The organism is Salinicola sp. CR57 (assembly GCF_003206585.1).
Classification (GTDB): domain Bacteria; phylum Pseudomonadota; class Gammaproteobacteria; order Pseudomonadales; family Halomonadaceae; genus Salinicola; species Salinicola lusitanus.
Genome location: NZ_PZJL01000004.1, coordinates 292145 through 313282 on the forward strand (window position 1 = coordinate 292145; position 21138 = coordinate 313282).

24 protein-coding genes are annotated in these 21138 nt (G+C 66.3%); 10 read left to right on the top strand and 14 right to left on the bottom strand.

What is annotated here, in order from left to right:
- Positions 1-57 precede the first annotated feature (57 nt).
- A complete protein-coding gene (locus DOM56_RS06045; protein ID WP_232822197.1) occupies positions 58-1125 on the top strand; it encodes an ion transporter in 1068 nt (355 codons plus the stop codon).
- Positions 1126-1134: 9 nt separating this feature from the next.
- Here the strand turns inward: DOM56_RS06045 and DOM56_RS06050 are convergent, their stop codons facing one another.
- From DOM56_RS06050 to DOM56_RS06060, 3 genes are all read right to left on the bottom strand, one after another.
- Positions 1135-1668, bottom strand: coding sequence for a cytochrome b (locus tag DOM56_RS06050; protein ID WP_110707955.1), 534 nt, complete (start codon positions 1666-1668; stop codon positions 1135-1137).
- Between the two features lie 73 nt (positions 1669-1741).
- On the bottom strand, positions 1742-2797 hold the full coding sequence (locus DOM56_RS06055) for a hypothetical protein (protein WP_110707956.1): 1056 nt from the start codon (positions 2795-2797) through the stop codon (positions 1742-1744).
- Positions 2798-2876: 79 nt separating this feature from the next.
- Entirely contained in the window at positions 2877-3194 is a 318-nt protein-coding gene (locus DOM56_RS06060; protein WP_110598047.1) for an I78 family peptidase inhibitor, read from the bottom strand.
- Positions 3195-3440: 246 nt separating this feature from the next.
- On the opposite strand from DOM56_RS06060, the gene DOM56_RS06065 reads away from it, so the two are divergent.
- Genes DOM56_RS06065 through DOM56_RS06080 form a run of 4 tightly spaced genes read left to right on the top strand, consistent with a single transcriptional unit; the run spans position 3441 to position 7456 of the window.
- Positions 3441-4385, top strand: a complete 945-nt coding sequence (locus DOM56_RS06065) for an ABC transporter substrate-binding protein (RefSeq protein WP_110707957.1) — start codon at positions 3441-3443, stop codon at positions 4383-4385.
- Between the two features lie 8 nt (positions 4386-4393).
- Positions 4394-5581 carry an ABC transporter permease gene (locus DOM56_RS06070; protein ID WP_232822198.1) on the top strand — a complete coding sequence of 396 codons (1188 nt, stop codon included), beginning with the start codon at positions 4394-4396 and terminating at the stop codon, positions 5579-5581.
- A gap of 31 nt (positions 5582-5612) precedes the next feature.
- Positions 5613-6692 (top strand): ABC transporter ATP-binding protein, encoded by a 1080-nt coding sequence (locus DOM56_RS06075; RefSeq protein WP_110598050.1) that lies wholly within the window; start codon positions 5613-5615, stop codon positions 6690-6692.
- On the top strand, positions 6689-7456 hold the full coding sequence (locus DOM56_RS06080; RefSeq protein ID WP_110707959.1) for an ABC transporter permease: 768 nt from the start codon (positions 6689-6691) through the stop codon (positions 7454-7456). The genes DOM56_RS06075 and DOM56_RS06080 overlap by 4 nt, the downstream gene beginning before the upstream one ends.
- Here DOM56_RS06080 and DOM56_RS06085 read toward each other — a convergent pair.
- Positions 7453-8376: a LysR family transcriptional regulator gene (locus DOM56_RS06085; RefSeq protein ID WP_110707960.1), complete on the bottom strand. Its 924-nt coding sequence runs from the start codon at positions 8374-8376 to the stop codon at positions 7453-7455. The two genes, DOM56_RS06080 and DOM56_RS06085, sit on opposite strands and share 4 nt — an antisense overlap.
- A gap of 106 nt (positions 8377-8482) precedes the next feature.
- Here DOM56_RS06085 and DOM56_RS06090 point away from each other — a divergent pair, with 106 nt between their 5' ends.
- From DOM56_RS06090 to DOM56_RS06105, 4 genes are all read left to right on the top strand, one after another.
- Positions 8483-9844: an acyclic terpene utilization AtuA family protein gene (locus DOM56_RS06090; RefSeq protein ID WP_110707961.1), complete on the top strand. Its 1362-nt coding sequence runs from the start codon at positions 8483-8485 to the stop codon at positions 9842-9844.
- A gap of 10 nt (positions 9845-9854) precedes the next feature.
- Complete coding sequence (locus DOM56_RS06095) at positions 9855-10181, top strand: hypothetical protein (RefSeq protein WP_110707962.1); 327 nt, start codon at positions 9855-9857, stop codon at positions 10179-10181.
- A gap of 119 nt (positions 10182-10300) precedes the next feature.
- The gene (locus DOM56_RS06100) at positions 10301-11608 is read left to right on the top strand and encodes a citrate:proton symporter (RefSeq protein WP_110598055.1); all 1308 of its coding nucleotides are present in this window, start codon (positions 10301-10303) and stop codon (positions 11606-11608) included.
- Positions 11601-12329, top strand: a complete 729-nt coding sequence (locus tag DOM56_RS06105) for an alpha/beta hydrolase (RefSeq protein ID WP_110707963.1) — start codon at positions 11601-11603, stop codon at positions 12327-12329. Before DOM56_RS06100 ends, DOM56_RS06105 begins: the two co-directional genes overlap by 8 nt.
- Positions 12330-12340: 11 nt before the next feature.
- On the opposite strand, the gene DOM56_RS06110 is transcribed toward DOM56_RS06105, so the two are convergent.
- The 6 genes from DOM56_RS06110 to DOM56_RS06135 all read right to left on the bottom strand — a co-directional run bounded on the left by DOM56_RS06110 (position 12341) and on the right by DOM56_RS06135 (position 17448).
- Complete coding sequence (locus DOM56_RS06110; protein ID WP_110707964.1) at positions 12341-13102, bottom strand: SDR family oxidoreductase; 762 nt, start codon at positions 13100-13102, stop codon at positions 12341-12343.
- A gap of 49 nt (positions 13103-13151) precedes the next feature.
- Complete coding sequence (locus tag DOM56_RS06115) at positions 13152-13439, bottom strand: helix-turn-helix domain-containing protein (protein WP_110707965.1); 288 nt, start codon at positions 13437-13439, stop codon at positions 13152-13154.
- On the bottom strand, positions 13432-15795 hold the full coding sequence (locus DOM56_RS06120; protein WP_110707966.1) for an FdhF/YdeP family oxidoreductase: 2364 nt from the start codon (positions 15793-15795) through the stop codon (positions 13432-13434). Before DOM56_RS06120 ends, DOM56_RS06115 begins: the two co-directional genes overlap by 8 nt.
- 295 nt (positions 15796-16090) lie before the next feature.
- Positions 16091-16894, bottom strand: a complete 804-nt coding sequence (locus tag DOM56_RS06125) for a formate dehydrogenase accessory sulfurtransferase FdhD (RefSeq protein ID WP_110707967.1) — start codon at positions 16892-16894, stop codon at positions 16091-16093.
- A gap of 150 nt (positions 16895-17044) precedes the next feature.
- Positions 17045-17176 carry an entericidin A/B family lipoprotein gene (locus tag DOM56_RS06130; RefSeq protein WP_075562204.1) on the bottom strand — a complete coding sequence of 44 codons (132 nt, stop codon included), beginning with the start codon at positions 17174-17176 and terminating at the stop codon, positions 17045-17047.
- 143 nt (positions 17177-17319) lie between these two features.
- Complete coding sequence (locus DOM56_RS06135) at positions 17320-17448, bottom strand: entericidin A/B family lipoprotein (protein WP_110707968.1); 129 nt, start codon at positions 17446-17448, stop codon at positions 17320-17322.
- A gap of 156 nt (positions 17449-17604) precedes the next feature.
- Here DOM56_RS06135 and DOM56_RS06140 point away from each other — a divergent pair, with 156 nt between their 5' ends.
- Positions 17605-18030, top strand: a complete 426-nt coding sequence (locus DOM56_RS06140; protein ID WP_110707969.1) for an HIT domain-containing protein — start codon at positions 17605-17607, stop codon at positions 18028-18030.
- Between the two features lie 36 nt (positions 18031-18066).
- Here DOM56_RS06140 and DOM56_RS06145 read toward each other — a convergent pair whose 3' ends face one another.
- Genes DOM56_RS06145 through DOM56_RS06160 form a run of 4 tightly spaced genes read right to left on the bottom strand, consistent with a single transcriptional unit; the run spans position 18067 to position 20856 of the window.
- Positions 18067-19155: a nickel/cobalt transporter gene (locus DOM56_RS06145; RefSeq protein ID WP_232822199.1), complete on the bottom strand. Its 1089-nt coding sequence runs from the start codon at positions 19153-19155 to the stop codon at positions 18067-18069.
- Positions 19143-19781 (bottom strand): DUF1007 family protein, encoded by a 639-nt coding sequence (locus DOM56_RS06150; RefSeq protein ID WP_110707970.1) that lies wholly within the window; start codon positions 19779-19781, stop codon positions 19143-19145. Before DOM56_RS06150 ends, DOM56_RS06145 begins: the two co-directional genes overlap by 13 nt.
- Positions 19782-19825: 44 nt before the next feature.
- Complete coding sequence (locus tag DOM56_RS06155) at positions 19826-20236, bottom strand: hypothetical protein (RefSeq protein WP_157958175.1); 411 nt, start codon at positions 20234-20236, stop codon at positions 19826-19828.
- A gap of 32 nt (positions 20237-20268) precedes the next feature.
- Positions 20269-20856 carry a hypothetical protein gene (locus DOM56_RS06160; RefSeq protein WP_110707972.1) on the bottom strand — a complete coding sequence of 196 codons (588 nt, stop codon included), beginning with the start codon at positions 20854-20856 and terminating at the stop codon, positions 20269-20271.
- Between the last annotated feature and the right edge of the window lie 282 nt (positions 20857-21138).

Sequence of the window (21138 nt, forward strand, 5' to 3'; positions counted from 1 at the left end):
TTTCCCCCTCCCGCGATATCGTCGCCGGCCTTAACCCCCGACGAACAAGGATGTTCGATGCCTGAAGCCGAATTCCATCAAGCCCGCACCGCCAGGCGGTCCAGTCCGCTCGGCGAGCGGCTGTTGATGATCTGGGATCTTGCCGTCGTCGTGCTGGTGGCGATCAACCTGGCACTGCTGCTGTTCGACAGCCTGTTCCTGATCCCGCCGCTCAACAGCGCTTTCGGCGCCGTGGCGCCGGGTCTCCATGCCGCCTACGACACCTACATCAGAGCCAATTTCGTCGAGATCGACCTCTGTTTCGTCGCCATCTTCCTGCTCGACGTGCTGCTGGGCTGGGCCATCGCCATCGCCCAGCGCCGCTATGCCCGCTGGTTCTTCTATCCGTTCGTGCACTGGTACGACGTGCTCGGCTGCATCCCCCTGGCCGGATTCCGCCTGCTGCGCGTGCTGCGTGTCATCTCGCTGCTGATCCGGCTGCAGCGCCTGGGCCTCGTCGACGTGACGCGCTGGCGTCTCTATCGCTTCTATCGCACCTATTACGGTGTGCTGATGGAAGAGATCTCCGACCGGGTCGCCATCAACCTGCTCGGCGATCTGCAGAAGGAGATCCGCAACAGCAAACACCTGACCCAGCGCATGTCGAACGAGGTGATCCAGCCGCGCAAGGCGGCCCTCGTCGACGAGATCGCCAGCCGGCTGGAGCGCACCGTCAGCAAGGGCTACGCCGAGAATCACCAGCAGGTGCACCGCTATGTCGCGGCGCTGGTGGCCAGGACGATGGAGGAGAACGAGGAGCTGCGGCGGCTACGGCGCCTGCCCATGGGCGATGCCGTGGCGGAGAGCATCGAACGCAGCCTCAGCGACATTGCCAGTCGCGTCGTCCACGAGGCCATCGATGGTCTGCGCTCGCCGCATTTCCACTCGTTGATGACCGACCTGGTCGGCAGCGGTCTCGACGCCTGGCTGCAGGTCGACGACAAGACCGACCGGGTGACCCAGCAGGTGCTGATCGACATGCTGGAGCTGCTCAAGGAGCAGGTCGCCATCAAGCGCTGGAAAAGTGAGCTCAGCGAGCCGCGAACCCGGCGCGACGACACCGCCGAACCGACTGGCGGGGGCTGAACCGGCGAATCAGTCGGGCGCCGGCCCCAGCATCCGGCGCAAGGTGCCATCTCGAAGCCGGAAGTGGTGGTACATCGCCATGCAGACATGGCCGACGATCATGAGCGTCAGCAGCCAGGCAAACGTGCCGTGCAGGCCACCGAAGCTGGCGGCCCAGGGCGCATCGGCGCCTTCGAACCAGGCCTTGCCGAAGAGATGGACGCCGTACCCCATGCCCCAGGTCATCAAGGCACCCGACAGCGGCATCAGTATCAGCAACGCATACATCACCACGTGGCCGACGATGGCCAGGCGCTGCAGCCCGCCTTCGTGGGGCGGGCGACGCCGGCGCTGGGAAAGCGACCACGATGTGCGAACCGCCATCAGGATCAGCACGCTCACCCCGATGGTGGTATGCCACGGGAAGATCGCCTGGCTGAAGGCGTTGTCCTTCCACAGGGCGTTAACGAACACACTGCTCAATTGCGTGACGATCAGCACCGCGACCAGCCAGTGCAGGATTCGCGTCACTCGACCATAGGCCCGCGGGGAATCCTTCAGCATGATGATCTCGCTCTCCCGTCGTGGCCTGCGGCAAGGCGCCTCGGCGCACGTCGGATCGCCAGCGTTGCCGCCGTCATGGCACGATTCGCAATAGCGTGTAGGGCGCCTCGCACGCCTCCCGTTCGTCCCGCTGGTCGATTCGGCCCAGCGACATGTCGCGATCGTTGTCGTAGGCCACGAACAGCCGCTCGGCGTCGAGCACCGCCAACCCCTCAGCCTTGTGCTCGAACTCCAGCACCTCCCCGTGAACGTCCTCCACGATCGAGGGCGGGGTCCCGCGACTCAGATCGGCCAGTGCCATCGACCACAGATAGCCGCCGATCTGCTCGCCGTGCTCGTCCTCCACCTCGAAACTGGCCATGAGATAGAGGCGATCGTTGAAGGGATCGTATTCGAGGCTCGATAGACCGCAGATGTGTCGGACACCCGCGTACTCCGAGGGGTCGAAGCGGTAGCGCTCGCGGAGTTCGTCGACGAACTCCAGATTGCCGACGGCCGTCGTCCGATAGTGAACGCCCACCACGCGAGCCACGTAATCGAAGTCGTCGTGCGCGCGCCCCTGCTCTCGAACGCCGAACAGCAACAACCCATCGCAGGGTTCGCCCAGCTCAGGCGAGGCCGGAACCGCTGCCAGCCCCTCGATCTTGTAGTACGGCAGGCCGATGGCATCGTCGAGCTTGCGACGCAGCTCCAGCGAACCCTCGACATCGTCGCGGGGATCCGGATCCACGACCTGCACCCGCTCCGGCTCGCCCACCGGCCAGATCAGCAGGTGATTGTAGACGTTGAGGTCGTGACTCTCGTCGTCGATACGGTCGAATCCGGTGGTCGCCAGGATGTAGCGTCCATCGACGGTCAGGGCGAAGTCCTCGTACTTGACCGCGCGCCGGATGGCATCGGCGGTCAGGAATCGATGGCTATCGGGATCCGGTATCCCCTCCACCAGATCGAAGGCGAAGACGGCCGAGCGCCCCTCACCCGGAATCGGCTTGTCGCTGGCCAGCAGCAGACGATGGCCGTCGAACACCACCGCCGACACCTCGACGTTGACCGGCGAGCCGTCCTCGTATTGCAGTCCGGGAGAAAAACAGGTCAGCGTTCCCTCGGTGATGATCTCGGTACGTAGCATGGCAACCTCCCCGGCAGGGCCCGCTGCGTGAAAGAAAAGGGCCGAATGGCTCGGCCCTCGAAGTCCGCTGTTTCCGCGATCAACCGCAGGAGATATCCGTGATCATGCGCTGATCGTCGACCTTGATATCGAGCCGCTCCGCACGGTAGTCCATGGTGTAGCCCTTGCCGGGCTCGATGACTCGAATCTCGGAGGCCCGTGATCGGTCCGCGATATCCGCCCGCAGCGCATCGGTGAGGGTTTCCCCGACCAGGCTACCCACCGTCTGAGCACCGCAGGCATCCTCGGGAACCGGCTTCACGTCGGGGGGCAGAGGCGCCTCGTCGGGCTTGGGCGCCGTGCTGCAACCCGCCAATAGAAAGCCACTCACGATCAGCGCCGCACCGGAAATTTTCATGCCTTGCTCCTTGCTGGAGAAACCGCTCTCGTTGATTGAGGCGCGCCGAGCCGGGCGCCACATTGGGTTCGCCAAGCCTAGCAGGTCACGCCGAACTCGGCATCGGCTGGTCGACCCGGCGCAGTGCCGCTAGACTCAAACTCTCATTGACCAGCCCTTGTCCCGGTCAGCCACGCAGAGCCGTCCCGGACGGACGACCCAAAACAACCGAGTCTTCAAGCTCATCGATCGCAAAGGAACGCCACCATGCGCCCGTCGCTCTCCGTTCGCCTCATCACCTCCGTCGCCGCCGCGGCGATCACCGCCAGCCTCGGCATGGGTCAAGCCGTGGCGCAGGACGACCAGCAGCCGATACGCGTCGCTTCCAAGATCGATACCGAGGGCTCCCTGCTCGGCAACATGATCGTCGACGTCCTGGAAAACGCCGACCTGCCGGTCGATAGTCGGCTGCAGCTCGGCCCCACCAACATCGTGCGCCAGGCGCTGGTGGCGGGCGATATCGATCTCTACCCCGAATACACCGGCAACGGCGCGTTCTTCACCGACACGACCGACGATCCGGCCTGGAAGGACGAGCAGGCGGGCTACGACAAGATCAAGGCTGCCGACAGCGAAGCGCATCAGCTGGCTTGGCTGACACCGGCGCCGGCCAACAACACCTGGGCCATCGCCGTACGCCAGGACGTGGCCGACGACAACGACCTGTCCACCATGGCCGATTTCGGCCAGTGGGTCAGTGACGGTGGCGAGATCAAGCTGGCCGCCTCGGCCGAATTCGTCGAGAGCGATGCGGCGCTGCCCAGCTTCCAGCGCGCCTACGACTTCACGCTCGACGAAGACCAGTTGCTGGTGCTCTCGGGCGGCAACACCGCCGCCACCATCCGTGCCGCTGCCGAAGGCACCAGCGGCACCAACGCCGCCATGGTCTACGGCACCGACGGCGCCATCGCCGCCGCCGGGCTCAAGGTGATGGACGATCCCAAGGGCGTGCAGATGGTCTACGAGCCGGCCCCGGTGGTGCGTCAGTCGGTGCTCGACGCCTATCCCCAGATCGCGGAACTGCTGAAGCCGGTATTCGAATCCCTCGACCGCGAGACGCTGCAGACGCTGAACGGCAAGATCCAGGTCGACGGGCTGCCGGCCGATCAGGTCGCCCATGACTACCTGACCGAGCAAGGCCTGCTGGACTGAGTTCGATCGTGGCGCTTCCCGAACGACGCCGATGGGTCGGCAACCGGGTGCTGGCGACGCTGCTGATTGCGGCCGTCGCCAGCGTCGTGCTGCTGCCGTTTGCCAGCCTGTCCCCCAATCGGCTGGTGTCGGGCCAACCGATCATGCTGTGGCAGGCGCTGGCCAGCTGGCAATTCGCGGCCTTCGCGCTGATCGGACTCCTGCTGCTGGTCGCGGCGCTGTCCGGACCGCTGCCCCGACGCCTCGCGCTGTGGCTGTCGCTGGGCGCCACGCTACCGCTGCTGGCGCTCGATCTCCAGGCACTCGGGACCTACGCCCATGGCGCCCTGGCCGACGCCTCGCCGGCCGCGCGCGTGTCGCAGGGCGCAACCTTCTGGGTCCTGCTGTTCGTCAGCGCGCTGATCGCCATCGATGCGCTGCAACGGCTGCGTCTCGGCCCGGCGGGACGCGCCCTCTACGGCGTCGCGGCGCTGGCGGTGATCGGCGTCTGTTTCTCCGGCGACCTGCTCTCGCCCCTGTCGATCATGCGCGAATTCGCCAACCAGCGGGACAACTTCATCGACCAGCTGGTGCGACACCTGCTGCTGGTCGGCGGTGCGCTGCTGCCCGCCCTGCTGGTCGGTCTGCCGCTGGGCCTACTGGCCAATCGTCGGGCCCGCCTGCGCAACGGCCTGTTCAGTGTGCTCAACGTGTTCCAGACGCTACCGTCGATCGCGGTGTTCGGGCTGCTGATCGCACCGCTCTCGGCGCTCGGCCGGGCGGTACCGTGGCTGGGCGAGCTGGGGGTCAGCGGTATCGGCGTGGCGCCGGCGATCATCGCCCTGGTGCTCTACTCGCTACTGCCGATCGTGCGCAACACCTACTCCGGCCTCGCCGGTGTCTCGACCGGCGCCCTGGAGGCGGCCCGCGGCATGGGCATGACGCCGCGCCAGATCTTGTGGCGGGTGGAGATCCCGCTGGCGCTACCGGTGATCCTGTCGGGGCTGCGCATCGTCACCGTCCAGGCGATCGGGCTGGTGGTGGTCGCCGCCCTGATCGGCGCCGGCGGCTTCGGCGCCTTCATCTTCCAAGGGCTCGGCCAGTACGCCATCGACCTGGTGCTGCTGGGCGCCATCCCGACCATCGTGCTGGCAGTCATCGCCGACTTTGCGCTGCAGATTCTGGTCAGCCTGAGCCGCCCTTCCGGTACTCGCTGACGCCGTTTCAGGCACCGATCAGGAAAGACCCATGATTGAATTGCAAGGGCTGACCAAGACCTACGCGGGCAAGAACGTCGTCGAGGATGTCTCGATGACGCTGGAGACCGGTGAGTTCGGCGTGCTGATCGGCCCTTCCGGCTGTGGCAAGTCGACCACCCTGAAGATGATCAACCGGCTGGTGCCGCTGAGCAGTGGCCGGATCATTCTCAACGGCGACGACGTGACCGAGCTACCGGCCGAGCAGCTCAGGCGACGGATCGGCTACGCCATCCAGTCGACCGGGCTGTTCCCGCACTGGAGCGTGGCCCGGAATATCGCCACCGTGCCGCAGCTGTTGAAATGGTCGAAGTCCCGTATCGACGACCGGGTCGACGAACTGATGGCGATGTTCCACCTCGACCCGGCCGAGTTCCGCCACAAGTACCCGCACCAGCTCTCCGGCGGCCAGGCGCAGCGCGTCGGCGTGGCTCGCGCGCTCGCCGCCGATCCGGAAGTGCTGCTGATGGACGAGCCGTTCGGCGCGGTCGACCCGATCACCCGCGAGGCGCTCCAGGCGGAGATGCGTCGGGTTCATGGCCAGACCGGCAAGACCATCGTCTTCGTCACCCACGACATGGACGAGGCGCTGCAGTTGGCGACCCGGATCGCGCTGCTCAACAACGGCAGGCTGGTCCAGTACGACCGCCCCATCGAGATGATGGTGAAACCCGCGGACGACTTCGTTCGCGAGTTCTTCGGCCAGGCCGACCTGGGGCTCAAGCTGCTCTCGCGGCGCTGGGTCCATCAGTACCAGCGGCCTCCGAGCCTGACCCATCACGCCACGCTTCCCGGCCTCGATCACTGCTGGCGACTCGACGAGGCCGGCCGGCCGATCGTTCTCGAGGGCGCCCGGCTGGACGACCAGCATCAGCACACCGACGTCAGGTCGGAGTGGATCGCCACGCCGGAGATGAGCATGAAGGAAGCGCTCTCGCGGATGGTTTGGTATCGCGTGATGGTGCTGCCGGTCGTCGATGAAACCGGCAAGCTGGTCGGCGAGGTGGGCATGCAGGGCATCATGGGAATCGAGTCGAACGGCGGGCTGCACGCCGGAGGGCCGGCGTCATGAGCGGCGCAGCTCGAAGCGCGCGACAGTGGCGGGCGGCTTCCGCCGGCAACGGCGTACTGTTTGTGCTGATCGCGCTGCTGATCGCACTGACGCTGGGAATGGCCCAGCTCGAGCCGCTGTTTCGGGCGCTGTTTCCCGATCTCGGCAACCCGCTCTACGCCCGCGACAGCTTCCTCAACCTGATGCTGGCCCATATCGGGCTGGTGCTGGTGTCGTCGCTGATCTCGGTGACGATCGGCATCGCCGCGGCCCTGTTCGTCACTCGCCCGGTCGGACGTGAGTTCGAGCCGATGGTGTCGTCGCTGGCCGCCATCGGCCAGACCTTCCCGCCCGCCGCGGTGCTCGCCATAGCCGTTCCGCTGGCCGGCTTCGGCTTCGCCCCGACCATCATCGCCCTCTCCCTCTACGGCCTGCTGCCGGTGATCCAGAACACCATCGCCGGTCTCGGCACGGTACCGCAGACCACGCTGGAGGCCGCCCGCGGCAACGGCATGAGCCGTTGGCAGATTCTGCGCCGCGTCGAACTGCCGCTGGCGATGCGGGTGATCATCGCCGGCATTCGCGTCTCGGTGATCATCAACATCGGCACCGCCACCATCGGCTCCACCGTCGGCGCCAAGAGCCTGGGCACACCGCTGATCGCCGGCCTGGTCGGCAACAACCTCGCCTACGTGATCCAGGGCGCCCTGCTGGTCGGGCTGCTGGCGATCGTCACCGACCTGCTGTTCGAGCGGTTGGAGCGGCGCTACGCGTTCGGGGGCTAAGCCGGGGAAGCGCTCCCGTTCTCATCGGGGGCAGGGTCATCGGTGGGCGGGATCTGCTTTCGCAACTGACGAAGGAAGGCTTCCAGCGCCGGCGAGGCGTGCAGCGGCTTGCGCCGGAGAATGCCGATTTCCCGTGGCTCCTGCATGTTGACGGGCAATCGGGTGATGTCGTCGAGATTGAAGACGTCGACGCTGGAGGCCGGCAGCAGCGCGTAGCCGAGCTTCGCTCTCACCATGGCGATCGCCGAGCTCATGAAGCTCACCTCCCAGTTGGGCGCGACCTGCCTGCCGGCGTGCTCCATCGCCAGATCCGCGTAGTGCCTGGCGCTCGAGCCCGGGGCCATGGCGATGTAGGGCATCTGGTCGAGCCCGTACCAGGGCGATTCACTGCGCCTTACCACCCGTGGCGGCGTGATCAGCAGCAGATCGTCGTGAAACAGCGGCTGGAAATCGAGCTCCCGGTCCCGTTGCAGAGGCGACCCCAGCCCCATGTCGACCTCACCGCGACGCACCCACTGGTGAACCTGGTCGGCCAGGCCGTCGCGCAGGACGACGGTCACCTTGGGATGACGCTTGCGAAAGGCGGCGATGGCCCGCGGCAGCAACGACGAGGCCACCGAAGGCAGCCCGGCCACCGTGACCTTTCCCTGCTCGAGTTCGCGCACGTTGCGGGTGTCGTCCAGCGCCAGCGACATGTCGGCGAGGATACGCCGGGCGTGGCCCAGAAACAGCGCCCCACCTTCCGTCAGGACCACGGTACGGGTATTGCGCGCAAACAGCGCAATGCCCAGTTCTCCTTCCAACTTTCGTATCAGATAGCTCAACGCAGGCTGCGACAGGTGGATGTCCTTCGCGGCCCGCGTGAAGCTGGCCAACTCGGCGGTTCGCACGAATGCCTGCAGCTGCCGCTGATGAAACATCTCGCCCTCGAATCGAAATTTTTTATCAATTCATAAGATATATGGCTTTGCCTGATCCTGTCGCGCTACGCCATTGTTTTTCGATCTTCGATGCCATGGATCCCTCATGCTCCCCTCCCCTCGACGCATAGCGCATATCGGCTGCGGTGCCGGCTTTGCCGGCGATCGCCCCGACGCGGCGATCGCGCTGGTGGCGGCACTCGCCGAGCGCGACGGCCCGCGCTATCTGTTCTTCGAACTGCTGGCCGAACGCACTCTCGCCGAAGCCCAGTTGCGGCGGCTGGAAGACCCCGATCTTGGCTACGCCACGCACCTGTTCGCGTTTCTCGCGCCGATCCTCCGGCCCTGTCTGACTCACGGCATCCCGATCATTACCAACGGCGGCGCCGCCAACCCGGTGGCGGCGGCGCGTCGGCTGCGACGAGAACTCGAATCACAGGGGCTCGAGGCCCGCATCGCCTGCGTGCTGGGCGACGACCTGGGCGAGGCGCTCGACGACACGGCCGATTGGCTTCCCGCCGACTGTCCACGCGAGGAGATCGTCTCCTGCAACGTCTACATCGGTGCGGAAGCGGTCACGGAGGCGCTTCTCGGAGGGGCGGACATCGTCATCGGCGGGCGGCTGGCGGACCCTTCGATGGTGGTCGGTGCCTTGCGCCACGCCCACGGCTGGGCAGCCGACGACTGGCAGCACCTGGCGGTGGCCACGGCCGCCGGCCATCTGCTGGAGTGCGGAACCCAGGTCACCGGCGGCTATTTCGCCGATGCGGGACGCAAGGCGATTCCCGACCCCGCCCACCTCGGCTGCCCGATCGCCGAAGTCGGCAGCGACGCCAGCCTGGTCCTCACCAAGACCCCGGGCAGCGGCGGCTGCGTCACCGAGCAGACGGTCAAGGAGCAACTGCTCTACGAGGTCCACGACCCTGCGGCCTACCTGACCCCGGACGTCACCCTCGATGTCTCCCGGGCGAGCCTGGAAACGGTGGGCCCGGATCGTGTCGCCATACACGGCATCCAGGGCCACCCGGCCCCGGCGACACTGAAGGGCAACCTGGGGCTGCGCGGGCTGTGGTTCGGCGAGGCGGGAATCTCCTACGCCGGCCCCGGCGCGGTAGAGCGGGCCCAGCTGGCCATGGACATTCTGCGCCAGCGGCTGGATGACCGGTTGCCGGCACTACGGCCCCACTTCGACCTGATCGGCGTCGCCAGCCTGTTCAACGATGGCAGCGGCGACTGGCTGGCGGATCGTCTGCAGGATGCCGCCGCCGTCGAGGACGTCCGCCTGCGCCTGGGCCTCGTCGATCGCGATCGCGAGGCCGTCGAGCTGGCGCTGCAGGAGCTCGAGACGCTCTACCTCAACGGACCGGCCGGCGGCGGCGGTGTCCGCCGGCAGCTCGGCGAATCGCTGCGCACCCGATCCTTCTTGATCGCACGCGAACGGGTGACACCGTTCGTGACCTGGCCATGAGGTACCGACGATGACACCTGACGTGCTACTCGCCGATTTCGCCCACGCCCGCGCCGGCGACAAGGGCAACACGCTGAACGTGGCGGTGTTCGCCTTCGAGCGCCGTCACTACGCCTGGCTCGAGCGACACCTCTCCGAAGACGCGGTGGCGGCGCGCTTCGGCCATCGCCATCCGACCAGGGTCACGCGCTACTGCCTGCCCCAGCTCGCCGGTATCAACTTCGTCATCGAGGGCGCGCTGGAGGGCGGCGTCAACCAGAGTGCCACCCTCGACCGCCACGGCAAGAGCCTGAGCTATCTGCTGCTGGGCATGTGCCTGCCCTCGCCCGGGGATTGAACGCGACCGGGGTCGTCGCGTCGTGACGATCGGCAGCCAGCGGAGGACGGTGCCATGGGCCCCGTTCCCATCCAAGAGGCGCCAAAGCGCCCCAACCTACGCCAACTCACGGAGCCATCATGATAACAACGCTCGGATTCGTGATGATGCTGGGCATCATCGCACTGATACTGCTCAAACGACTGACCCCGGTGGTCGCGTTCGCCCTCGTCCCGGTCGCTGCCAGCCTGCTGGCGGGCTTCACCCCCGCCGAGACCGGCGGTTTCATCAAGGATGGCCTGACCGCCGTCGCCCCGACCGCGACGCTGTTCATCTTCGCCATCCTCTATTTCGGGATCATGCGTGAACGTGGGATGTTCGACCCGCTGGTCAACTTCCTGATCAAGCGTACCCGGGGCGAGCCGCTCAGAGTCGCCATCGTCACCGTGCTGGTCGCCGCCATCGCCCATCTCGACGGCGTCGGCGCGGCGACCTTCCTGCTCACGATTCCCGCCTTCCTGCCGCTCTATCAGCGCCTCAACATGAGCCCGCTGATCCTGCTCTGCCTGGTCGGGCTGAGTGCCGGGGTGATCAACATGGTGCCCTGGGGCGGCCCCACGGCCCGCGCCGCGGCTACCGCCGGCGTGGACGCCTCGGAACTGTGGTTGCCACTGATACCGGTACAGGCGCTGGGGATCGTGCTGCTGCTGGGGTTGGCGAGCTACTTCGGCATCAAGGCGCAGCGTCACAACCGCGTCACCGGGCACGGCCATGCCAGCGGCGACATGAGCGCCTACCTGCTGCCGCCGCGGGAAACCGCCCTGCCGCTCAGCGACTGGCGCTATTGGGCCAACGTGGGGCTGACGCTGATCATTCTGCTGATTCTGTTCACCGGCGCCTTCCCGCTCTACGCCAGCTTCATGGTCGGTCTCGGCATCGCCCTGCTGCTCAACTACCCGCGTCCGGAAGCTCAGGGCAAGGAACTGGCCAGGCATGCCAACGATGCACTGCAGATGGCGCTGGTGATGCTCGCCGCCGGCATCCTGCTCGGTATCCTGGCCGGCGCCGGCATGTCCGACGGCATGGCCGGTGCGCTGATCGAGCTGCTACCGGCGGGCTCGGCGAGCGTACTACACCTGATCGTCGGCTTCTTCGGTGTGCCTCTGGGGATGCTGTTCTCGCCGGATGCCTACTATTTCGCGCTGATGCCGATCGTGCGCGACATCGCCACCGCCGCCGGCGTCCCCGTGGAGGCGGTTGCTCGGGCGATGCTGATCGGCGAAAACACCGGCTTCAGCATCAGCCCGGTGGTGCCCAGCGTCTATCTGGCCATCGGCCTGGCCGGCGTCGAGCTGCGCGAGCACCTCAAGTTCACCTTCCTGTGGGCCTGGGGTATCGGCATCATCCTGCTCGCCTTCGCCTGGCTGATCGGCGCCATCGGTGGCTGATCGCGTCGCCGGTCCGGCCGGTCGATTGACCGCCCTGCCCGGCACGCTGCTGCCGCCGACGATCTTCGCCCCGGTAGCGCTGGCGGCCGGCTGGACGTGGGAATCTCTCGACTGGCTTGCCGGGCCGGGCGTCGGCGATCTGGAGCTTGCTGCCGGGGAGATCGTTGCCCGCTGGCCCGCCCGGAAACGCGGCTACCGGCTGCTGGTGGGCCACTCGGCCGGCGGCGTCGTGGCGTTACAGGTCGCGGCAGCGCTGGGCAATAGCCTCGACGGCCTGGTACTGATCGATACCGGCGCCAGCGCCGCCCATCACGGTGATCCCGATCTGCCGCAGCGCCTGCTGGCCCAGTGGGGAGGGGCCTTCATCGACACCTTCCTGCTGCGCTGCGTAGGAAAGGAAGCGCTGGACCGTCACGGCGATGCACTGCGTCGCTACGCCCTAGCCACTGGCCCCGAACGCGCCCACCGAGCCATGACCAGCCTGCGCGGCCTCGATCTCGCCCCGCAGTTAGGCGAGATCCGCTGTCCGACGCTCGTCATCCATGGTATCCGCGATCCGGCTCGCTCGCTTCGACACGCCCGGGAGCTGGCCACCGGTATCGCCGATGCAAGGCTCGAGACGCTCGATGCCGGCCACACCCCGATGCTCGAATGCCCCGACGCGCTGGCTGGCTGCCTCGACGACTTTCTCAGCGAGCTCCGCCAGCCAAAGTGCCGTTAACCGAAGTGCCGTTAACCAAAGTACTGGGCGCCGTTGATATCGATGATGGTGCCGGAGACGAAAGCGGCACCGTCGCTGGCCAGCCACAGCGCCGCCGAAGTGACGTCCTCGGGCAATCCGGCCCGCCCGACGGGAATCGTCTCGAGGGTGGCGCGCTTCGATTCGTCGGTGGTGAAGGTGGCGTGGAACGGCGTCGCCTCGATGAAGCCGGGCGCCAGCGCATTGACGGTGATACCGCGATCGGCCACTTCCTTGGCCAGCCCCCGGGTGAAGCCGAACAGCGCCGCCTTGGCGGTGGCGTAGGCCGTCGCGCCGGGATGGCCGCCGTTGCGCCCGGCCAGCGAGGAGACGGTCACGACGCGCCCGCTATCGCGAAACAGCGGAAGCAGGTGGTGGGTGACCAGAAACACCGAGTCCACGTTGAGCGCCTGTACCCGACGCCACAGCGAGAACGGCATCTCCTCGATGGTCGAACGCTGAATCAGGCCGCCGGCGTTGTTGACCAGAATATCGACACCGCCGACTTCCTCTCCCAGCCAGCTGGCGAACCCCTCGACGGCGGTTTCGTCGGTCACATCCAGCGACCGCGCCAGCGCCGGTTCGCCGCCGCTGGCGGCCAGTGCTGCCAGCATCCCGGCATCGGGCTCGTGGGAGCGATAGGTGATCACCACTCGCGCCCCGGCAGCGGCCAGCGCCTGGGCGATGGCGAAACCGATTCCCACCCCGCCGCCGGTGACCACGGCGACTCGTCCCTTCAGTTGATCGTCTGGCATCTGACTTCCTTCTCCGGTGATCGTGAAGTGCATCGATACCGGCATTGAGTCAGCAACTGGTGGCCAAAATCAACCGCAGGGCAGGACTGGCGCCACCGACCGGCGTGGCCGTGACCCAGCCGTCGCTCTCGAGTTCGGCCGCCGCCCGGCGGACAAGCGCGTGCTCGAGGCCCAGACGACGGGATACCAGTGCCGTGGAGACGCCGCTATCGCCCGCCGCGCCGGAGTGACGAATCGCCAGCAGCACCAGCGCCGCCAGCGGGTCGAGTTCGGGATGTTCGGACTGCAGCGTCGCCAGTCGACGCTGCAGCGCCTTCGGGTCGAGCGGTTCAGGCAAGTCGCGTGCTCGCCTCGAGCCTGACGGCGATCGACTTGGAGGCCGGGGTGTGACTGAAATCGCCTTTGTGGGAAAGCGGAATCAGCGGATTGGTTTCCGGATAGTAGGCCGCGGCGCAGCCCTGGGGGGTGTCGTAGGCGACGATCTTGAAGCCGTCGACACGGCGGACGACGCCACCGTCGGACTCGCCCACCAGATCGACCCACTGACCGGCCTCGAACCCGAGCCGCGCGATGTCGTCACGGTTGAGGAAGATCACCTGGCGACCGCCCTCGATGCCGCGATAGCGATCATCGTAACCGTAGACGGTGGTGTTGTACTGATCGTGGGAGCGCATCGTCTGCAGCGTCAGCCAACCTTCGCGCGAGGCGAGCTGCTGGTGCATCACCGCCGCTGGCAGCGGGTCAGCGGAGAACTCGGCCCTGCCGGTCGCGGTGCCGAACTCGAGCCCGGCCACCGGGTTGGCGAGCCAGAAGCCCCGCGGCACGCGCACGCGGCTATTGAAATCGTGAAACCCGGGAATCACCGCGGCGATATGCTCGCGGATGACATCGTAGTCCTCGCGCATCGCTGCCCAATCGATGACCTCGCCAGCGATCGCTGCGTCGGCGAACAACCGCTCGGCAATGCCGGTCAGGATGGCGATCTCGGAACGCAGCGACTGGTCCGCCGGCTTGTTGATCCCGGCCGAGCCGTGAACCATGCTCATCGAGTCTTCCACCGTGATCAGCTGCGACTTTCCGGCCGCATTGCGATCGATCTCGCTGCGGCCGATACACGGCAGGATCAGGGCCTGGTCTCCGGTCACCAGGTGACTGCGGTTGAGCTTGGTACTGATAAAGGCGGTCAGGCGGCAGTTGGCCATCGCCTTCTCGGTGACGACGCTATCGGAAATGGCGCGGGTGAAGTTTCCGGCCAGGCCAATGAATACCTTGCCCGGCTGGTCACGCATCGCCTCGACCGCCGCCACCGAATCGACACCATGTTCACGCGGCATCGGCCGCGCATATTTCGCCTCCAGCGCGTCGAGCAGCGCCTTCGACGGCTTTTCGAAGACGCCCATGGTGCGATCGCCCTGGACGTTGGAGTGGCCGCGAACCGGCGAGGTGCCGGCACCGGGCTTGCCGAGGTTGCCGCGCAGCATCAGCAGGTTGACGATCTCGCGCACCGTCGGTACGGAGTGCTTGTGCTGCGTGATACCCATGGCCCAGCAGGCGATGGTGGCATTGGAGCGCGCGTAGAGTTCGGCCGCCTGCTCCATCTCCTCCCGGGTCAGGCCGGACTGGGCCTCCAGCGTCGCCCAATCGGTCGCCTCGACGCGAGCACGGTAGGCTTCCAGGTGCGCGGTGTGCCGGTTCAGGAAGTCGTGGTCGAGCACCGCCTCCCCGGCGGCATCGCGGGCGAACAGCGCCTTGGCCATTCCCCGCACCACGGCCATGTCGCCGCCCAGCTTGGGCCGGAAGTAGTGGCTGCTGATGCGATGGCTGCCGTTGTGCAGCATCTCCAGCGGCTTCTGCGGGTCGGCGAATTTCTCCAGCCCACGCTCCTTCAGGGTATTGAAGGTGACGATGGTCGCCCCGCGTTCCGCCGCCTCGCGCAGCACGCCGAGCATGCGCGGATGGTTGGTGCCCGGGTTCTGGCCGAACACGAAGATCGCCTCGGCCTTTTCGAAATCCTCCAGCCGCGCGCTGCCCTTGCCGGTGCCCAGCGCGGCGTTGAGCGCCACGCCGCTGGCTTCGTGGCACATGTTGGAGCAGTCCGGCAGGTTGTTGGTCCCGAACAGGCGCGCCAGTAGCTGGAACACATAGGCGGATTCATTGCACGCCTTGCCGGAGGTGTAGAAGATGCCATCGTTCGGGGTTGGCAACGCCTTGAGCTCGTCGGCGATCAGATCGAGCGCCTCGTCCCACGCCACCGGCTCGTAATGATCGGTCTCGGCGTTGTAGCGCATCGGCTCGACCAGACGCCCCTGGTCCTCCAGCCGATAGTCGTCCCAGGTCTTGAGTTCGCTGACGCTGTACTTGGCGAAGAACTGGCGGGTGACGCGCTTGGCGGTCGCTTCCCAGGTCACTGCCTTGACCCCATTCTCGCAGAACTCGAACGACGAGCCGTGCTCGGGATCGCCCCAGGCGCAACCCGGGCAGTCGAACCCGTCGGGCTGGTTGAGCTTGAACAGCGAGCGGGCGTTGAGTGCCGGCGAGCGGCTGTGCAGCAGATGCCGGCCCACCGACTTCAGCGCGCCCCAGCCACCGGCCGGGTTGTGATAGTCGAATATCTTGGGTGCCTTGGCCGACGCGGCCCTTGGGGCATCCTCGGCGGGAGACTCGGGACGGGACTCTCGTTGAAACTGGGACATGCTGTTCCTTACACGTTCGGTGACGACCGGAAATCGCGGACGGATGCCCGCCGGCGCGCAGCGATACGGTCGGCTTGGGTCGGCATGAGATTCGGGATCCGGTGTCGGCGCAAAGCGGCTGATGCCCGCGAGAAGTGACGAGCGCGCTGCAGACGTTGGTCGTAATACAAAAGTATATTACGCCGCTAACGTTTCGGCTGTCGACAACTGGCGGGAGCTAGCAGGCACGCGGGACGAGGTAACGTATCGGCCGATACGCGCAGGGCTTTAGAGGAAGCAGGGCCGACGTTCTGACTCAGCTGTCGCCGCGGCTCAACAGTTCGAGCCGCTTGCCGCGGTGGCAGTTGATCAGGGTCAGATTGCAGCTGCGGGCGACCTCGACCGCGAGCCGGGACGGATAGGAGAGCGTCGCCAGCGACGGAATCCGAGCCCGGACGCTCTTCTGCACCAGTTCGAGGCTACAACGGCTGGAGGTCATTACCAGCGCCGGCATACTGCCGGCCATCAGGCTGGCACCAATTACCTTGTCCAGTGCGTTGTGGCGCCCGATATCGCGGCCGACGGTGTCGATCCGGCCCTGCTCGGAGAGGCCTAGTGCCAGATGAACACCCGGCGAAGACTCGGTTCGCAGCGCGTCCAATCCCGCGCCGAGGCTCTCGACGGGCGGCAACGACGTGACAGGCAGTCGGGTCAGGCCGAACAGCAGTTGCGACTCCTCCTGCACCCCACACGCACCACAGCCGCTGGTCGACAGGGTGGCCCGCGCCTGACTGCCGGCCCGCCGGGCAATCCGTTCGGCCACCCGCAACCTGACCCGAAAGCCGTGGCGGCTGGTCTCGACCGCCACCGCCTCGACATCGGAGTATCGGTCGATCACGCCCTCGCTGAACGCGAAACCGACCGCTAGCGCTTCGAGCTGATGCGGCGTCGCCAGCACCGTGGCGTAGGCGGTCTCGTTGAAGACGATGGAAACGGGAGATTCCTGCGGCCCGGGCAGCGTGTCGAGCGCGTGCGGACTGGCATCATCGTAGCCGGTCAGCGGCTCACGATCGCTTTCGTGCCCCTGCGGGCTGGACTTGGTGCGGAGTGGGGATGTCATGGCGGGCTCCGATCTATCGACGATTGCCGGGGAGACAAGGTGACGATATCACGCGTCGGAGGGAGGTAATGGGCCATGTGGGAACAAGCATGTGGGAACAATCAAGAAAGGAACCAATGCCCGATCCGTCGAGGACCGGGCATTCGGCTGTCAGCTGGCGGCGTCCTGAACGGCTTCACCGCCGCTTTCGATGTCCTTGCCGGCACCGTCGACCGTGTTGCAGCCTGCCAGGATACCTGCGCTGAACAATGCGAACAGAGAGAAAGCGATTAGGCGTTTCATGATGTCGTCCTCCTTAACGTTTTGGGCGGACGGACGCGTGGCCCATCCGGGCCGTTTTGTGATCGGCCTGTCATCAAAATAGCAGAGAGTCGTGCTAACGCGTACGAGATCTTGCCTAACTCCCGGATTCGGCATCCAAAACGCTATTGCGAAGCGTTCTGGATCTTCTCGCCGCCACGCTCGATGTCCTTGCCCAGGCCATGCATGGTATTGCAGGCGCTCAGTGTGACTATCAGCCAGCCGATGGCCAGCCATCCCAACCCAGCTTTCATTGCCATGTTCCTCGTTGCAAGGTCGCCGACCGGTGCGACGGAATCGAGAGCTTACCACCGTTGCCCCGTTCGCAGCGCAACTCGACGCTCCTGTGGCCCCGACGTAAAGTGACGCCTCGCGATTCGCTTTTCCCCTTCTCCACCGCCGGAGGCGTCATGCCCAATTTCACGCTCGACTCTCGCCTGCAACAGGACAGCATTCACATTGTCGATCTACCCCTGTGCCAGGTTCGCCTGAGTCGAGATGCCCGCTACCCCTGGGTCATCCTGATCCCGCAGCGCGCCGGTGTCGTCGAAATCTACGATCTGCCGGGCGACGACCAGGCGAGCCTGTGGCAGGAAGCCACGCGACTGGGGCAGGCGATGATGACGTTCTACGGCGGGGATAAATTGAACATCGCCACGCTGGGCAATGTCGTGGCGCAGTTCCATCTCCATGTCGTCGTGCGCTTTGCCGACGATGCCGCCTGGCCCGGCCCGATCTGGGGCCATGGCAGCGCCGAAGCCTATCCGGCCGATGTGCTCGAGCAGCGTCGCGCAGAGATCGCACGGCTGGCGAGCTCTGCGACGTCGTCGTCGTGACATCGACCGGAGATGTTCACCTCACCGCCGTGAGGGTCAGCCTCGCCCAGCGCCGAACGGCCCCGGCGCGGGGTCGGACTGCTGCGCGGTAGGCGCGCCAAGCATGGGGGGACCGGCGGCCGGCCCTCGCTGCCACTGGGCCAGGGTCAGCGACAGACCCAGCACCAGTATCAGCGCCCCGCCGGCCAGACCGACCCACGCCTGCCACTGGCCGCCGCCCCTGGCGGGCTTGAGATGGCGCTTGACCCAGTCGCGCGCCAGCACGCTGAGCAGGGCCAGCGATGAGACGGTCAGCGCCGTCCCCAGCGACATTGCCAGGACCGCGACCACCCCCTTGCCGAACTGATCCAGCAGGGAGGCTGCGCCCAGCAGCAGCACCGCGCCGCTACAGGGGCGGATACCGATCGACAGCACCGTCAGCAGCGCCACGCGCCAGTCTCCCGCCTGCTGGGGATCGATATGATGCTCGTGACCGCACCCGCACTGGGCGTCGTGTGCGTGTCGCTGCGCAGGCGCTACCGGGCCTGGCGACGAATTCCCCGGCGCCGGGCCGGTCGTCGTCACCGGCGTGAAGGTCGAGGTGAAGGTCGTCATGGCAGCGGTGCCAGCGTTGTGGCGCGTTCGCCACAGGCGTCGCAGCGACCGGATACAGAGCCACAGCCCGACCAGGGTGACGATCGCGAAGCTCGCCAGTTCCGCCTGATCGATGCTGCCCATCGCTTGGCGGGTCAACCACCCCAGACCGAATACCAGGACGCCGATGATGGCGATCGCCATCACGCCCTGCAGCAGAGCCGCCAGCACGGAGAGGCCCAGCGCGCGGCGCCAGGCGCCCCCCTGCGACGCCAGATAGGTACTCAATACCACCTTGCCATGGCCCGGTCCCGCGGCATGGAAAACACCGTAAGCGAAGCTCACACCGAGCAGCACGCCCCAGGCCGTCGCATCGGGAGCGCGCTTCAGCGCACTGACGGCCTCGACCAGGGCGTGATAGAACTCGCCCTGCCAGAAGACGATCTGGACCGCGACCTGCTGCCACCACCCCAGCGCATAACCCATTCCGCCAACGCCAATCAGCAGCGCCAGCGGCACCAGGAATCTCAGCGTCATTTTCAGCCCGGGCACGTGATCTCTCCGGTCTCGGCAAAGAAGCGCCCGAGATTCGGCTCGCCATTCTCACCCTTGTCCAGCATCGCCGCCTCCATCACCTTCTGCGGGTCCGGGGTCGCCTTGACGATCCGGGTGGTGCAGCCCGCCGGCGGATGGTCCAGCTTCAGGGCGTCGGGTAGTGGCTGGGAGCCGTCCTCGTTGGCCTCGTGCACCATCTCGATGTAGTAGGTGGGATCGAAAATCCGATAGTTCAGGGTATGGCCGGCCAGCGGTTGCGGTGCCGACAGGGGCAGCACGAACTCGTACACCAGCCGGTCGTCGCGATAGTCGGTATTGGTGTCGGTGACATCGCCCTGGGTGACGGGCTGACCGTCGAGCGTGATGTTGGTCAGGTTGTGCTGGGTAGCGAGATTGTTGCGGATCTCCACACCCAGCGCATCGAGGCGCTGGGCCATGCTGGTACCATCCTTGACGGTCGCCATCTCCTCCATCACCACCTGGCTGTAGAACGGATCCATGCGCCAGCGCTGGCGCAGAGCGGTCAGGTTGCCTTGATCGTCGAAGACACCCTCGACGCTCATGTCGACCCAACCGTGGGGATGCGCCAGCGCGGCCGGCGAAGCCCCCAGCAGCACCCCCATCGTCAACCCAAGCCATGCGCAGTGTCGCCAAATAAACCGTTTTCTCAAGGCAGCAATCCCAATCGATTCTGAACGTCGATGAACAAGGGGTCGAGTTCCAGCGCGTCCAGGGGCTGGCCGCCGCGCCGACCGCTCAAGGTGAGGTAGGTATCGCCATTCTGCATGACCAGCCCCGGCGGGCGTTCGCCGCCGCTGGTGATCTGGGCGTGAATCTCGTAGCCGGAGCGCGAGGCGAGCACGGCATCGAGCTGGCCCAGATCGCCATCGCCGTGGCGAATCACGAACCCGCGCTCGGCCAGCATCGCCAGCGTCGCCTTGAGCGTCTCATCCGCCGTGGCCTGTACGGCAATACTGCGTGGCTGTGGCTGCGGCGACACCGCACAGGCGGTCAGCAGCAGCAACCCGACCAGCACGCCCAGCCAGGCGGCCTTGCGTCCACCGGACCACGCTGTCACGGCTCGCCTGCGAGGCATCGTCTCGCGGTCTCTCATGGTGTCACTCCGGTGGCGGGCGGGTTCAGACGAGATTCGATGTCCTGGCGCAACTGCTGGCAGAACGAAGGCTGATTGTAGCTACGTGCGTCGATCACATAGCCGTTGTGATCGACCACCACCGAATCGCGGTCGACCAGCGTCGTCGCCTCCGGTGTCACCACCGAGACGCGCTCGACCTGCACCGGATCGGTGTTGTAGCCACCGCCGAAGTTCTGGAACACCCCCAGCGAATACCCGCTCCTGCCACCCAGGCCGAACCCTCCCCACAGGCCGGTACGCCCGAACGGGCTGTTGACGGCGCCAAGACCCGGCTGTGAGGTCTTGCGTTCGGCGCTGACCAGCCCCAGCGACGCATCGGTATCCAGGATGGTGTAGCCCTGGCTCTCCAGAGCATCTCGCGTGGCCCGTAGCCGCACCAGCGGATCGCCGCCGCCGGCCGGCCAGCGGCAGGCGGCGGGCAAGGCGTTGCCACCCATCGCCGAGGTGGGCTCCGGCGCCGACATGGCCTGGCATCCGCTCAAGAGACCCAGTCCGACGCACATCGCCGCCCAGCGCCCCAATCGATATCGCAGATCGTTCATCACGGTATCCTCGCAGAAGATTGCGAACAGTGTTCAGCATGCCAGTTTCGCGGCCACCGTTCCATGCTGCTTCCGCCGTGGCCGACACTGCGTTCCGCCACGCTCCGCCGACCGCAAGCCGCCGCCCGTCGCTGCCGGCTTGCAACGACGTTATGCTAGGGCCTGTCTGCGGGACCGATCGACGCGAAAAAAAACGGATACTGAGTCAAATTTGTCGATCGGATAAGGCGGATGGCCCGCTGTTTGACGCATCCGATCGAATGAACTTGGCCAAAGGCCCGG